Annotated in this window: 16 protein-coding genes and 1 riboswitch; of the genes, 1 reads left to right on the top strand and 15 read right to left on the bottom strand. The window is 66.5% G+C overall.

All coding sequences use genetic code 11. From position 1 onward, the window contains the following. Positions 1-16: 16 nt before the first annotated feature. Positions 17-140: riboswitch (glycine riboswitch) on the bottom strand. A 69-nt stretch (positions 141-209) separates the two neighbouring features. The 14 genes from QM806_RS29150 to QM806_RS29085 all read right to left on the bottom strand — a co-directional run bounded on the left by QM806_RS29150 (position 210) and on the right by QM806_RS29085 (position 11,798). Then, positions 210-830: a MerR family transcriptional regulator gene (locus QM806_RS29150; protein WP_005243116.1), complete on the bottom strand. Its 621-nt coding sequence runs from the start codon at positions 828-830 to the stop codon at positions 210-212. Positions 831-1,114: 284 nt separating this feature from the next. Continuing rightward, the gene (locus QM806_RS29145; protein ID WP_005264201.1) at positions 1,115-1,588 is read right to left on the bottom strand and encodes a bifunctional nuclease family protein; all 474 of its coding nucleotides are present in this window, start codon (positions 1,586-1,588) and stop codon (positions 1,115-1,117) included. A 142-nt stretch (positions 1,589-1,730) separates the two neighbouring features. Further along, positions 1,731-2,471 (bottom strand): transcriptional regulator FtsR, encoded by a 741-nt coding sequence (gene ftsR / locus QM806_RS29140; protein ID WP_120660727.1) that lies wholly within the window; start codon positions 2,469-2,471, stop codon positions 1,731-1,733. Next, positions 2,468-2,992, bottom strand: a complete 525-nt coding sequence (odhI, locus tag QM806_RS29135; protein ID WP_206032940.1) for an oxoglutarate dehydrogenase inhibitor Odhl — start codon at positions 2,990-2,992, stop codon at positions 2,468-2,470. The genes ftsR and odhI overlap by 4 nt, the downstream gene beginning before the upstream one ends. A 297-nt stretch (positions 2,993-3,289) precedes the next feature. Further along, positions 3,290-3,694 (bottom strand): glycine cleavage system protein GcvH, encoded by a 405-nt coding sequence (gene gcvH / locus QM806_RS29130; RefSeq protein ID WP_283293694.1) that lies wholly within the window; start codon positions 3,692-3,694, stop codon positions 3,290-3,292. 42 nt (positions 3,695-3,736) lie between these two features. Then, positions 3,737-4,483: a DUF881 domain-containing protein gene (locus QM806_RS29125; protein WP_005562896.1), complete on the bottom strand. Its 747-nt coding sequence runs from the start codon at positions 4,481-4,483 to the stop codon at positions 3,737-3,739. Between the two features lie 7 nt (positions 4,484-4,490). Continuing rightward, complete coding sequence (locus QM806_RS29120; protein WP_005264197.1) at positions 4,491-4,853, bottom strand: small basic family protein; 363 nt, start codon at positions 4,851-4,853, stop codon at positions 4,491-4,493. 32 nt (positions 4,854-4,885) lie between these two features. Continuing rightward, entirely contained in the window at positions 4,886-5,749 is an 864-nt protein-coding gene (locus QM806_RS29115) for a DUF881 domain-containing protein (RefSeq protein ID WP_005264196.1), read from the bottom strand. Beyond that, positions 5,749-6,372: a CDP-alcohol phosphatidyltransferase family protein gene (locus tag QM806_RS29110; protein WP_005562894.1), complete on the bottom strand. Its 624-nt coding sequence runs from the start codon at positions 6,370-6,372 to the stop codon at positions 5,749-5,751. The genes QM806_RS29115 and QM806_RS29110 overlap by 1 nt, the downstream gene beginning before the upstream one ends. A 115-nt stretch (positions 6,373-6,487) precedes the next feature. Further along, the gene (locus QM806_RS29105; RefSeq protein ID WP_054246665.1) at positions 6,488-7,546 is read right to left on the bottom strand and encodes an SMP-30/gluconolactonase/LRE family protein; all 1,059 of its coding nucleotides are present in this window, start codon (positions 7,544-7,546) and stop codon (positions 6,488-6,490) included. 40 nt (positions 7,547-7,586) lie between these two features. Further along, positions 7,587-8,204, bottom strand: coding sequence for an NUDIX hydrolase (locus tag QM806_RS29100; protein ID WP_005264193.1), 618 nt, complete (start codon positions 8,202-8,204; stop codon positions 7,587-7,589). A gap of 72 nt (positions 8,205-8,276) precedes the next feature. Further along, complete coding sequence (locus tag QM806_RS29095) at positions 8,277-9,797, bottom strand: AMP-binding protein (RefSeq protein ID WP_283293691.1); 1,521 nt, start codon at positions 9,795-9,797, stop codon at positions 8,277-8,279. A gap of 34 nt (positions 9,798-9,831) precedes the next feature. After that, positions 9,832-10,953: a DUF5938 domain-containing protein gene (locus QM806_RS29090; RefSeq protein ID WP_054246663.1), complete on the bottom strand. Its 1,122-nt coding sequence runs from the start codon at positions 10,951-10,953 to the stop codon at positions 9,832-9,834. 41 nt (positions 10,954-10,994) lie between these two features. After that, entirely contained in the window at positions 10,995-11,798 is an 804-nt protein-coding gene (locus QM806_RS29085) for an SDR family NAD(P)-dependent oxidoreductase (RefSeq protein ID WP_005562885.1), read from the bottom strand. 208 nt (positions 11,799-12,006) lie between these two features. On the opposite strand from QM806_RS29085, the gene QM806_RS29080 reads away from it, so the two are divergent. Continuing rightward, positions 12,007-12,642: a TetR/AcrR family transcriptional regulator gene (locus tag QM806_RS29080; RefSeq protein WP_005562883.1), complete on the top strand. Its 636-nt coding sequence runs from the start codon at positions 12,007-12,009 to the stop codon at positions 12,640-12,642. Positions 12,643-12,648: 6 nt separating this feature from the next. Here the strand turns inward: QM806_RS29080 and QM806_RS29075 are convergent, their stop codons facing one another. Beyond that, positions 12,649-13,089 (bottom strand): SRPBCC family protein, encoded by a 441-nt coding sequence (locus QM806_RS29075; protein ID WP_283293689.1) that lies wholly within the window; start codon positions 13,087-13,089, stop codon positions 12,649-12,651. Between the last annotated feature and the right edge of the window lie 71 nt (positions 13,090-13,160).

The raw sequence follows: 13,160 nt of genomic DNA, 5'->3' as shown, positions 1-13,160 counted from the left end.
GCTTTCCAGAGACGTCGGAGCCCGCACGGTCCTGTCTGCCTGAGAGATTGACGGGGAGGTGTTGCTCCTTCGGCGCCCGAACTCCCGCACACACGATGTTTCTGTGTTTGCAGTGCCCGGAACTCTCCCGCACGGCGTCGACGCACCGCCAGTCTATGTCACGGCTGCAGAGGGCGGCGCAGGCAGCGCCGCGCTCCGATGGATGCGGGCTAGCCCGTCTTGCGGCTCGCGCGGTTCTTGCGCCGCGACGCCAGTTCGTCCTCGGGGCTCTGCTCGCTCGCGCCGCCGTCCGCGCGCTCGGCCGGGAAATCGGCGATGGTGCCGGTCAGTTCGCGCATTGCACCGCTCACCGCGATACCGAAGACGCCCTGCCCGCCCTGGAGCAGATCGACGACCTCTTCGGGCGAGGTGCACTCGTAGACCGTGGTCCCGTCCGAGAAAAGTGTGATCTTGGCCAAGTCCCGCACTCCGCGCTTACGGAGGTGGTCGACGGCCACTCGGATGTTCTGCAAGGATATTCCGGTGTCGAGCAGACGCTTGACGATCTTGAGGACGAGGATGTCTTTGAACGAGTACAGCCGTTGGCTGCCCGAACCTGCTGCGCCGCGAATGGACGGCACGACGAGGGATGTGCGAGCCCAGTAATCGAGCTGGCGGTAGGTGATTCCCGCGATCTGGCAGGCGATGGGGACGCGGTATCCGACGAGGTCGTCGGGCACGGAATCGTCCGGGAAGAGGCCCGGTTGGATCTCCTCGGAGCTGAATTCGGACTCGGCAACGTTGTCGCCGGGCGCAAGATTCAGCGCATTCTCCTGCGGCCGATCTCCCACTGACTACTCCCTCTCGCATGTTGCACTGAACCCGACGATCAGTGCGCCTGTGACGCGCGTCGCCAGTGTCCGCGGCACAGCCGCAGCACATCGAGCGGCGCAAGCGCCACCAGTGACATCGAGCAAGTCCGTACCCTGAACCTACTCAGCGTACGCCCGATACAATCTGCAGGGCAGATAATCACTGCACCGAACGCTATGACTCCGAAGAGACGGGGTCAACGCAACGCGCCGGAAGAACCTCAACCGTTACTGCGCGCCCGAGGCTCTTCCGCAGGTGCAATCTAGCCGTCAGTGGCCTTGAAATCGTCCGGCGACACGGACTCGAGGAATTCTTTGAACTTCTCGACCTCGTCCTCGCGCTCGTCGGGCATGACCAGACCGGCCTCCGTGAGTACCGCCTCCTCGGCGAAGATCGGTACCCCGATTCGCAGTGCGATGGCGATGGAGTCGGACGGGCGGGCCGAGACGCGGGTGTTCTGGTCGAACACGAGGTCGGCGTAGAACGTGCCCTCGCGCAGGTCCACGATGCGAACTTCCTTCAGCGTGCGGCCGAAGGCTTCGATCAGGTTCTTGATCAGGTCGTGGGTCAGCGGACGCGCCGGCTCGACGCCCTGCTGTTCGAGTGCGATCGCGGTGGCCTCGGTCTGGCCGATCCAGATGGGCAGGTACCGCTCGCCGTCGGTTTCACGCAACAGCAGAACAGGTTGGTTTTGGGGCTGCTCGACACGAACTCCGATCACGTGCATTTCGCTCATCGCGTCTGCCTCCACCCTGCAATGGTCCGTCCGCGGCACACAATGCCGTACCAGGATTCTATTCGATTCGTGTCTGCTCTTCGACCGTACAGCCGTTCGAGCGCAGCGTCGTTGGGAAGTTGGGACGGTCGGCGAGCTCAGCTCACCGATCGAGCGCACCCCGGACTGCCGACTTCACCAGGCAGGTGTGCAACGTCAAAGACAGGGCCGCCAGTTCGCGCACCATCTCCTCGGCGCGATCACGTGCGCCGGCGTCGCGGCCCTTGGCGACGGGTCCGGCGATCTGCGCGACCAACCCGGCCTCGCGGTCGGCCGCCAGTTTGAACGCCCTCAGGTGCCGCACCTCGAGTCCGAATTCGGACATCGCCCTCGCGGTGCGCGCAAGGGTCACCGCGTCCTCGTCGAAGAACCCCGCCGGCCCGGGAACGACCAGCCCTCCGCGGGTCAGTTCGCCGAGGAACTTCTCGTCGATTCCCGCCCGGGAGATCAGGTCGTCGCGACTGATCCGCACCTCGCGGTCGGTGCGGAACTCCTCCGGGGACACCTCGCCCGGGGCCACGGTGAGCGCGCGCGGCCGGCGCGGCGACGAATCGCCTGCGCCGACCGTGGCCACACCTCTGTCGATGGCCTCGAGCTGCTCCTTGATGACCTTCAGCGGCAGATACTGATCACGCTGCGCAGTGAGGACGTAGCGCAGTCGTTCACAGTCGGCGATCGAGAAACGCCGATACCCCGAGGGTGTGCGCTGGGGGCTGATGAGACCCTCGGCTTCGAGGAATCGGATCTTCGAGATCGTCACATCAGGAAAATCGGGGCGCAGTCGATCCAGCACGGTGCCGATCGACATCCCCGATTGCGCCTGCTGCTGCCGCACCGCGGTCATTGGCTACCCGCACCAGCTGACGTCTCACCGATCTGCGAGCCACCGGCCGTGGTCCGGGGTCCGGTCAGGAAGACCAGTCGGAACTTGCCGATCTGGACCTCGTCACCGTTCGCCAGGACAGCCGAGTCGACCGGCTCGCGGTTGACGTAGGTGCCGTTGAGGCTGCCGACGTCGACCACCTGGAACTCGTCGTCCTCCTGGCGGAACTCCGCATGACGACGGCTGACGGTCACGTCGTCGAGGAAGATGTCGCTGTCGGGGTGCCGTCCTGCGGACGTCGTCGGCTGGTCGAGCAGGAAGCGCGACCCTGCGTTCGGTCCACGCTTGACGACGAGCAGAGCAGAGCCCGCGGGCAGTCCCTCCACACCCGACACCGGGGCTTCCGGAGCCTGGGTTGCCGAGGAGCTGTCGAGCTCATTGAGAAAGTCCGCGCGGAAGACCGACGTGGTTTCCGCCGGCGTCTCCCCATAGACCGCGTCGTTGCCGTTCTCGCTCACCGTTTCTCCTCCTAGTTCGATCATCCAGCAAGATTCGCTGGACTACGCAATGCCACTCGGTACTACATAATTCGGTTCCCGTGCACATTAACTTCTGTGCAAACTCCCACGATCACATTCAAACTACGGACCTGCGCCCCGACACGGCACATGCGTTCAACATCGACCGTACCCTGCGCACGCCGGTGCGTGTAGTGAGACAGGCCGCCAGCACATTACGAACCGGTATTCCGACAGCGGATTTTGTCCGGCAACCCCGTTTTCCGGGCTGTCGGCATCTTCCGAAACTATCCGATTACCGCTTCGCGTGTTGTCGGGAAATTATCCTGCCGTGATGTCTGCATAGCCGGCGGCGTCCAGCATTTCGGCCAGTGCCGCGACGAGGGTCGCCTCGTCGTCGACGCCGAGGTCCACCAGCCACCCCTGCCCGTAGGGCGCGGAGTTCACGAGTTCCGGGTTGCCGTCCAGATCGGCATTGGCGGCAACGACTTTCGCCGTCAGCGGGGCGAAGATGTCGGAGACGCTCTTGGTGGATTCCACCTCGCCGAACGATTCGCCCGCCGTCACTGCCTCGTCGACCGCCGGAAGCTGGACGAACACGACGTCGCCGAGCTGGGACTGCGCGAAATCGGTGATGCCGACGCGTACCGTCGTGGGCCCCGTCCGCTCGACCCACTCGTGTTCGGCGGTGTACCGACGATCGGCGGGGATTTCGAGCTCACTCACAGTGGCTTCCTTTCGATGGCAATCCGCGGGCGGATGCGAAGATCAATTTCCGGGCTGAGCGTATTGGCGAGGTTTCGCCTCTCGCAAGGCGGAGATCGTGACCTGCTGCGATTGTTCGATCGTCAGCTGCCCGCCGCTGCGCGCGACCGTGTCGACCACCCCGCCGGGAATGTTCAGGGCCGCCGCGAGCGTGGGCGGATCGCCGATGGCGACCACCCCGTAGGGGGCGTTCACCTTCCGGCCGTCCACCGACACACCGCCGGCCGAACCGGACACCCAGGAGTCGACGCCGATCCGGACGGGCGGGCCGTCCGCCCCCTGGATCTGGACGGCTTCGGCACCGGCGGCACGCAATTCCTGCACGAGGTCGAGCAGAACCTCGGAGCCGACCCCCTTGTTGGGGTCGGTGACGCGCATCGTCACCCCGGGGCCGGTGGCCGGTGCGCTGCCGACCTGGATCGACAGCGCCGTCAACCGGGCCTGCGCCTCGTCGAGCGCCGCCCCGGAGCTGCCGCTCTGTTGCAACGTTGCCAAGGTCTGTTCCAGCGATGCGATCTCCTGCCGCAGGGCCGCCTCCCGTTGGTTCAGCGTGTCCAGGACGACCAGCAGATCCGCGGGGCTCGCCGAGTCGAGGGTGTCGCCGGACCCGGTGTTCTTCACCTGCGTCACGATCGCGATTCCCAGCCCGCCGAGCAGGAGCGCGGCGAGCAGGGCGAAGACGACGTGCGATCGCTGCGACGTCGCCGGTTCGTTCCCGTGGAGTTCGTGTCTGCCCTCGTGTCCGCTCACGTCGCGATCACGCCCCGAACAGACGTCGCCGGAGCGCGGCCGCGTTGCCGAAGATGCGGATGCCCAGCACGACGACGATCGCGGTGGACAGCTGGGTTCCCACACCGAGTTGGTCACCGAGCCACACGATCAGGGCCGCCACCAGGACGTTGAACACGAACGAGACGACGAACACCTTCGAGTCGAAGATCTCGTCGAGGTACGCGCGTAGTCCGCCGAACACCGCGTCGAGCGCGGCGACGACGGCGATGGGCAGGTAGGGCTGCACGGCGTCGGGCACTTGCGGGCTGAACACCACGCCCAGCACGATGCCCACGATCAGGGCGAGCACCCCGTAGATCGCGGATCCGCCCTTCAGTGCTGCCTTCATTCGTGTGACGCCTCCATTCGACTCCGCCGTTGTCATCGTGTTCCCACTTCCCGGGCTGCCCGCACTTCCCGCGCCGGGGCGGCGGGCAGGTGGAGATCGTCGGCCTCCGCCACCGCGAAGCCGATGCCGTACAACTGCGCCACGCTGGACATCCTGAGATAGGCGTCGCTCACCACGAATCCGGTCTGCATCGGCCCCTGCGGGCCGATTGCCGAGACCACGTACGGCGAGAACACCGGCTGATTGTCCACGAGCATCGCGCCACCCGCCTGGCGGATCGTCACCGACGGGCCGATCCGCACGTCGCCGACCGCGATGGCCTCGGCGCCGCTCGCCCACAGCGAATTGACCACCGACTGGAGGTCACGGTCGAGCACCACGGCCTTCCCCCCGACACTGCGCTGGGACGAGTCGGACAGGTTGGGCTTGGCCGCGGGATCCGTCAACGTCACGGTCAGGCCGGGACCGTGCACGGCCTCGACTCCGGCATCTCCCTCGAGTCCGCGAAGCTCGTCGAGCAGTGCCGCACCTCGGGCGTCGCCGGCCAGCGCGGTGGCGCGCGCGTCGTCGGTCTGCGTCGACAGCGTGTCCCGGGTGGCGGCGAGGGCGCCCGCCCGATCCTCGGCGTCCTGCACTTTGCTCAGGAGTTCGGACCGCACCTGCTCGGTGCCGGGGATACGTTCGGTGGCCTGCCGGTAGGCGACCGACAGCACGAGCCCCACGAGCAGCGCGCCGATCGCGATCCACACCTGCTGACCGACCCGCGTCTGTCGTGAATGTCCCTGCTCACGATCCTCGGCCGCACCCTCGTACCCGGGGTCCAGATGATCGTTCATCAGAGACCGCAGCAGGGACGGCACCGGATTCCTGCGAATGCCGGAATCTGTCCGTTTCATCAATGGCCCTCGCGTTCCTCGCCGCCCGGTCCTCGCACGGGAACGGTGCGCGCGACGGTCAGCGCGTTCACGGTGTAGAGCATTCCGGTCCACACGTACAGCACCGTGCCCCAGATCAGGAGCGCAGCGCCGAGCGGCTGCGCCACGGTCGCGATGCTCCAGTCACCGTGCGCCGCGAGGGTCATCGGCAGCGCGAACATCAGCAGGAACGTGGCACCTTTGCCGAGGTACATCACGTCGGGGGGTGGCAGACCGCGCCGTCGGTAGATCAACAGCGTGAGCGCGAGAACGGCGTCGCGGCCGATCAGGATGGCCGCCACCCACCACGGGATGAATCCACGCAGGACGAATGTCACCAGCGTCGTGACGACGTAGAGGCGATCGACGAAGGGGTCGAGCAGCGCGCCCAGCTTCGACGACTGGTCGAGGATCCGCGCGAGCTTGCCGTCGAGCCAGTCGGTGAAGCCGCTGATCATGAGGATCGCGAGCGCCCACCCATCGGAATGGGTGACGAGCAGCAGGTACACGAACAGCGGCACGCCGAGGAGTCGAACCACGCTCAGGAGGTTCGGGACGGTCACGATCCGGTCCGACCGCGCAGTGTCCCGGTCCACCGAATTCACCAAAATCTCCCCAGCGTCGAGTGCGGACCTGTCTTCGGGCGCTCGTCGCACCGCTCTCGCCACTCTTCCACAACCGGGTTGGTGTTCAGTCGATCGTCCCGTCCGTCCGACCGTGTCACTCGCCCGGCGCGAGCCCCGGTCGGGGTGGGGCCGGGACGCGCGCGACGGCGTCCGAGGTCAGACTTCCCAGGTACAGCCACCCGTCGTGCTCCCGCACACCTGTGATGGGGGAATAGCTGCCCTTCCCTCCGCGCAGGCTGTGCACGATCTCGCCGCGGTGATCGAGGGCGATCACCCAGCCGGTGTGCTCCGGATTCGGTTGCACCGACTCCGGCAGGTTCGCCGCGACGATGCGCAGCGTGGGGTAGGGCGCGAGCAGGTCGAGCAACCGCATCCGCGGACTGTAGAGCGCCACCCAGAACAGGCCGTCAGACGTCTGGGACGTCATGTTGTCCGGTATGCCGGGCAGATTCGCGGCCCACACCGACGTCCTGCCCTGCGACGGGCCGGTCAGGTCGACGCGGGAGATCTGGTACGAGCCGGTCTCGGCGACGAGGACGAACGATTCGTCCGAGGCCAGTCCCACGCCGTTGGCGAACTGCAGTCCCTCGGCCAGGAGGTCGGTCTCCCCCGTCCGCGGGTCCAGACGCAGCAGGCGGCCGGTCCCGCGGTGCTCGAGAAGGTCGTAGCGGTGGTCGGCGATCGTGAAGTGCGCCGAGGAGTCGGTGAAGTACACGATGCCGTCCCGGCCGACCGCCGAGTTGTTGCACGCCACGAGCGGACGCCCGGCCGCGGCGTCGGCGAGCACGTCGATGCGTCCCGTGTCGTCGACTCGCAGCACACCGCGCTCGGCGTCGCAGATCAGGAATCGGCCGTCGTCGAGTATCTCGACCCCGAGGGGCCGACCGTGGGTGTTCGCGAGTTCGGTGGCGTGTCCGCGGCTGTCGAACCGCCAGATCCGGCCGTCGTTGCCTCCGGTGACCACCCGGCCGTCGTGATCGACAGCAACGTCCTCCGGGCCTTCCCCGGTGGGGAGGGTCCAGCGATGCGCGTCGTCGAGCATCCCGTTGGGCGCGAGCACTCCCGTCTGAGGTGGTGGCGGCGGGGCGTGCCAGACGACGGGGTCGACACCGGTGCGGTCGAGCTTGCGGGCGAGAGACTCGAAGAAGGTCACGAACCGTGAGATTAGTCGCCTCCCCCTCGACGTGGTCTCGCTAACGCCAGGCGAAGACCGGCTGGTCGAAACCGTCGATCCGGGTGTGCCTGCCGTGCAGCGCGACCTCCCGGAACTGGTACACGACCGCGCCTGTCGGGGCGTGCACGAGGTGACGCCGGAACGGCCATTGGATCACCGGTTTCGACGATTCGGGGATCTCGACGAAGCGCGGCTCCGCGTCGATCTCGGGAACGCCCACCGAGAACACTTCCGCCACTTCCTCCCGATTGGGGACGAGCGACGTGATCGGCTGGTCCGACCACACGACGAACGGTGTGATGACGTACCCGGAGCGGGTGACGTAGTCGTCGAGCCTGCCGAGTACCGCGGACGGCTCCACGTCGAGGCCGAGTTCCTCGTGCAGCTCACGCCGGGCGGCGTCCTCACCGGTCTCCCCCGGATCCACTCCGCCGCCGGGCAACGCGAACTGCCCAGGGTGCGCGCGCATCTTGCTCGGGCGCATGGTCAGCGGAACGGCCTGACCGTCGGCGCCGTCGTTCATCACGGCGATCACGACCGCCGCGGACCGCCGATTCGTCGGGTCCACGATCCGTGGTTCGAAGCGTGCCAGCGCGTCGGCGAGCCGTCCCCTGCTCAGTGCGTGCCCATTCACCATCACCCGACAGTATCGCCAGTCGCGGCGAAACCCACGCTCCGAACCCCCGCGTTTCGAACCCCGCGCCCGCCGTCAGTCGAGCAGCTGCTGCCTGATCTCGTTCTTGAGGACCTTCCCCAGTGTGGAACGAGGCAGATCGGGCCAGACCAGGATGTCCTTCGGGGTCTTCACGCTGCCGATGCGCGCTTTCACGAACGCCGTGAGTGCCTCGGCCTCGATCGGTGTTCCGGCTCGGGACTGGACGACGGCGACGACACGTTCGCCCCATTTCTCGTCGGGGAGCCCGATCACCCCGCAGTCCTGGATTCCGGGGTACGCCATGAGCGCCTGTTCCACTTCGACGGAATAGACGTTGAATCCGCCGGTGATGATCATGTCCTTGGCCCGGTCGACGATGTACAGGAAGTTGTCCTCGCCGAGGTACCCGATGTCGCCCGTGTGATGCCAGCCGTGCGCCGACGCCTCCTGCGTCGCAACGGGATTCTTGTAGTACCCCGTCATGACGAGCGAACTGCGCAGCACCACTTCGCCGCGCTCACCGGAAGGTAGCAGCGTCCCCTGCCCGTCCATGATCGCGACGGTGACCAGCGGGGAGGGCCTGCCCGCGGAGCTCAGCCGGGCGGTCGCGACCGACCCGTCCGGATGGAAATGGTCTTTCGGCGCCATCGTCGCGATCATCATCGGCGCCTCGCTCTGCCCGAACAGCTGGGCCATCACCGGCCCGATGCGGGTCAGCGCTTCTTCGAGCCGGGTCGGCGAGATCGGCGCCGCGCCGTACCAGAAGCATTGCAGCGAACTCAGGTCCGTCGTCTCCAGGTCTGCGTGGTCCAGCAGCATGTAGATCAGGGTCGGCGGAAGGAAGGTGTGGGTGACCCGGTCCCGGTCGATGTGTGCGAGGAACTGCCCCAGGTCGGGCGCGGGCATGATGACCACCTGCCCGCCGAGGGTGAGGATCGGGAAACACAGGACACCGGCCGCGTGCGTCAACGGCGCGAGGGCGAGGTAGACCGGTCTGCCGTCGAACGGGTAGCTCATCAGGGTCAGCGCAGACATCGTCTCGATGTTCCGGCCGGTGAGCATCACCCCCTTCGGCTTCCCCGTCGTCCCGCCGGTGCCGACGATCAGCGCGAGGTCGTCGACGGGAGCGACGTCGAGACGTTCGGTGCCCAGCCAGTCGTCGAACGGGTGGGCGTACTCCTCGTCGCCGTCGAGACACACAAGGGTCGTCAGCAGCGGCAACTGCTGCCGGATCCGATCGACCAGGGGCGCGAACGCCTTCTGGAAGATCAGGCAGCGACAGTCGAAGAGGTCGAGCAGGTCCCGATTCTCCGCCGCCTCGTTCCGCGGGTTGATCGGGCACCACACCGCACCCGCCCGGCTGATCCCGAACACGCAGGAGAACGCGGCCGGGTCGTTGCCGGACAGGACGGCCACCTTGTCGCCCGCGCCGATCCCCGACCGTGCCAGCCCGGCCGCGACGCGCCGGCTCAGGTCCTGGACATCGGCGTACGTCAGTGTCCGGTCGCCCATCGTCAGGCACGGCGACGACGGACCGAGCGAGGCACCCTTGTCGAGGTAGTCGGTCAAGCGCATGGTGCGGTCCTCCTCGAAGTCGCGGCCGGGACGGTCAGCTCTGCACGGTGAGAACCGGCTCCATCACGAGACCGAAGCTGCGCAGGACTCCCAGGAGTTCGCGATGCCCGAACGCCTGGCACGCCGACGCGAGACCGGTTCGCTTCGGGGGTTGCTGCAACAGGGAGTACGCGGCGTACGCCTGCAGGAGCCCCGTCTGCTTGTAATTGCAGTTTCCGTGGATGACGCAGTGCGCCCGACCCAGCGGGCCCGACGCGTACACGGAGTCGAGCGACGTGTTGACGCGCGGGTTCTCCCTCGGCGGCATTCCCGCCTGCACGGAGCCGGCGATCTCCGCGAGCGCCGCGTCCTGCTCGTCCGCGGGAAGGGTCTTGATCTGCTCCTCGACCATCTTCTGCGTCGCGACGACACCCTCCATCACGGAACGGTCGAACACGCCGCCTGCCGCCTTCACGTTCGCCACCCGCGGATCGTCCTTGAACCACACGGGATGACAGGTGCCGCCCCACGGCAGCGCGAGGGCCATCTGGTGCTGCCCCGGCACCACGACCTCGAATGTGGTACCAGGGTCCCACTTCTGGTATCGGTTCTGTTCCAGGTAGTACCAGTCGGCCTTGAGGATCGTGAAGATCGTCTGCGTGGACGCGTAGGTGGGAAAACCCTTCCACAACACCAGGATGTCGAGAGTGTCCAACCCCGGCGTTTCCAGCGCGATGTTCGCGGCGATCTCACCCGTGGTGTACATCTGCGCGACGCCCGGAGACAGCAGCAGCTCCTTCTCCGCGAACTTGTCGCCGAACTTCGCCTGCACGTCCAGAACCCAGTCCTGCTCACCGGTCGTGTCGGTGTAGTGACAACCCGCGGCAAGAGCCGCCTCGACGACGACGGCACCGTGCTTGATGAACGGGCCGACCATGTTGCTGACAACCCGTGCACCGCTGAACAGTTCGGTCAGCGCCGGGACGGTGTGCTCCACCTCGACCACCTCGTGGTCGACGGTGTCCAGCCCGGGAATGCGGTCGAGCACTTCCTGGATCCGCTTCTTGTCCCGTCCCGCAGCGATGAACGGAATGTTGAACTCGCGCAGGTATTCACACACGAGCCGCCCGGTGTAACCGGAGACTCCGTAGACGATGACGGGCTTCTTGTCGGTCATGACGCGCCTTTCAGAATGGGAGAAAAGTCCGGGGAGATCGGTTACATGCCCATGCCACCGTCGACCGGCAGGCCGATCCCGGTGACGAAGCGAGCGGCGTCGGAGGCCAGGAAGACGACGGTGTCGGCGATGTCCGCGACCTCGCCGAGCCGCCCGAGCGGAGTCAGGCCGATCACGTCGGCGACCGCGGCGTCGGCGCTGGGCCACAGCCCGAGCCTCTCCATGTCGGCAGCCAGCCCGAGTCCCATCTCCGTGGCGACCAGCCCGGGGTACACGCAGTTCACGCGGACGCCGTACCCCAGCTTGCCGGCCTCCTGGGCCGCGACCCTGGTCAGCCGGTCGACGGCCGACTTGGTGGCGGAGTACCCGGCGATGCCCGGGAACGGGATCGTCGCGGCCACCGAGGAGACGTTGACGATCGCCCCGCCCGCTCCCGCCGCGCCTCCGGGACGCATGGCGCGCAGACCGTGTTTCAGGCCGAGTGCGACACCGAGAATGTTGACGTCGCACATCCGGCGAATGTCGGCGGGGTCGATGTCGACCACGAGGGACGAGATCTCGATGCCCGCGTTGTTGACGAGGAGGTCGAATCCGCCGAGTTGCTCCACGGTCGCAGCGACGGCACGCTCCCAGTTGCCGTCGTCGGTGACGTCGAGTTTCACGAATCCGGTGGCGGCACCGGACTTCCCGACGGAGTCGGCAGTCGCGCGACCTTCCTCCTCGAGGACGTCGCCGATCACGACCGCCGCACCGGCGTCGGCGAGGGCGGCAGCCATACCGGCGCCCAACCCCTTCGCACCACCGGTGACCAGCGCTTTCCGTCCTGCAAGATCACTCACGCTCATTCCGACCTGCCTTCGTACGAGACGATTCGCGGAAACCACGTCACGAGATCGAGTCCGCAATGTGGTGTGGATCACAGAGTATTCGAGTTTGGACGACTGTCAAGAATTCTCTTGACGACTGTCAAGTTTTTGTTACACAGTCGTCAAGGAACGCGGGCTAGACTGATGCACACCGTGCTGGACCATGTGAGCCGAACAGGAAGAAGCCGTGACACCCGTCGCCGAGAAGAACGCCGATCGGGTCTCGCGCCGCCAGGTCGACAAATTCGCCGAGCGCCGGGATCAGCTCGCCGAGGCCGCGTTGCAGACGCTCTCGGAACTCGGCTACGCCCGCACCAGCCTCCGGGAGATCGCCCAGAACTCCGAGTTCTCCCACGGCGTCCTGCACTACTACTTCAGCGACAAGGTCGATCTGATCACGCACTGCGTGCGGCACTACAAGGCCCGGTGCGTCACGCGATACGACGGCGTGGTCGCCACAGCGCACACTCCCGAGGAGTTGAAGGCAGGATTCGGCCGGGTGCTGGTGGATTCGCTCCGCGACGAGGCCACCATGCATCGCCTCTGGTACGACCTGCGCTCGCAGTCGCTGTTCGAGGAGTCGTTCCGCGCAGACGTCGCGGCGATCGACAAGAGTCTCGAAGACATGATCTGGCGCATCGTGTCCCGGTACGCGGAATTGGCGGGGCGCACGATCACCATCGCCCCGGCCACCATGTACGCGGTCTTCGACGGACTGTTCCAGCAGAGCCTCGGACGGCATCTGTCGGGCGACGACACCGCGGCGGACAGCCTCGCGGACAACGTCGATCAGGTACTGGCGCTCGTCATTCCGGCACGGTAGGGCAGGTCACCTTTCCGCGGCGGCCTTGATCCGCTGTGCGAAAGCGGGTGCGTCCTTCCGGGCCGCTCGAAGGGCGAGAGGTGCGATCAGCTTTCCGATTCCGTGACCCTCCAGCACGTTGAAGATCGTCACCTTGGTGCCTGCGCCCGAGGGTTCGAGGTCGTAACCACCCTCTTTCGCGGTGATGGAATTCTTCGAACGCTCCGCCCAGCGAATCTTCCGTGGCACCTCGAATTCGGTGATCTCGAACTCCCGCTTCGTGGTCATCCCGGCGTCCTTGACGGTGCTGACGAAGATGGTGCCGACACCCGGCGGACCGTCCGTCTTCTTCACGATCTCCTGCACCCGGGGACTGAAGTCCCGGTCGTTGACCCCGGCAGCGAGGTACTCGAACACTTCCTCGACGGAGCGGTTGATCACAACAGTGCCTTCGAACCGTCCAGCCATGCCAGCCTCCCGTTTCCGTGATCTGCCGGGTTCCGACAGTACTCGCGACGCAGTCGCGGCGCGGTCACATC

This window comes from Rhodococcus sp. IEGM 1351, from assembly GCF_030056875.1.
Taxonomy (GTDB): Bacteria; Actinomycetota; Actinomycetes; order Mycobacteriales; family Mycobacteriaceae; genus Rhodococcus_F; species Rhodococcus_F opacus.
This window is presented reverse-complemented; position numbering and strand designations above follow the sequence as displayed.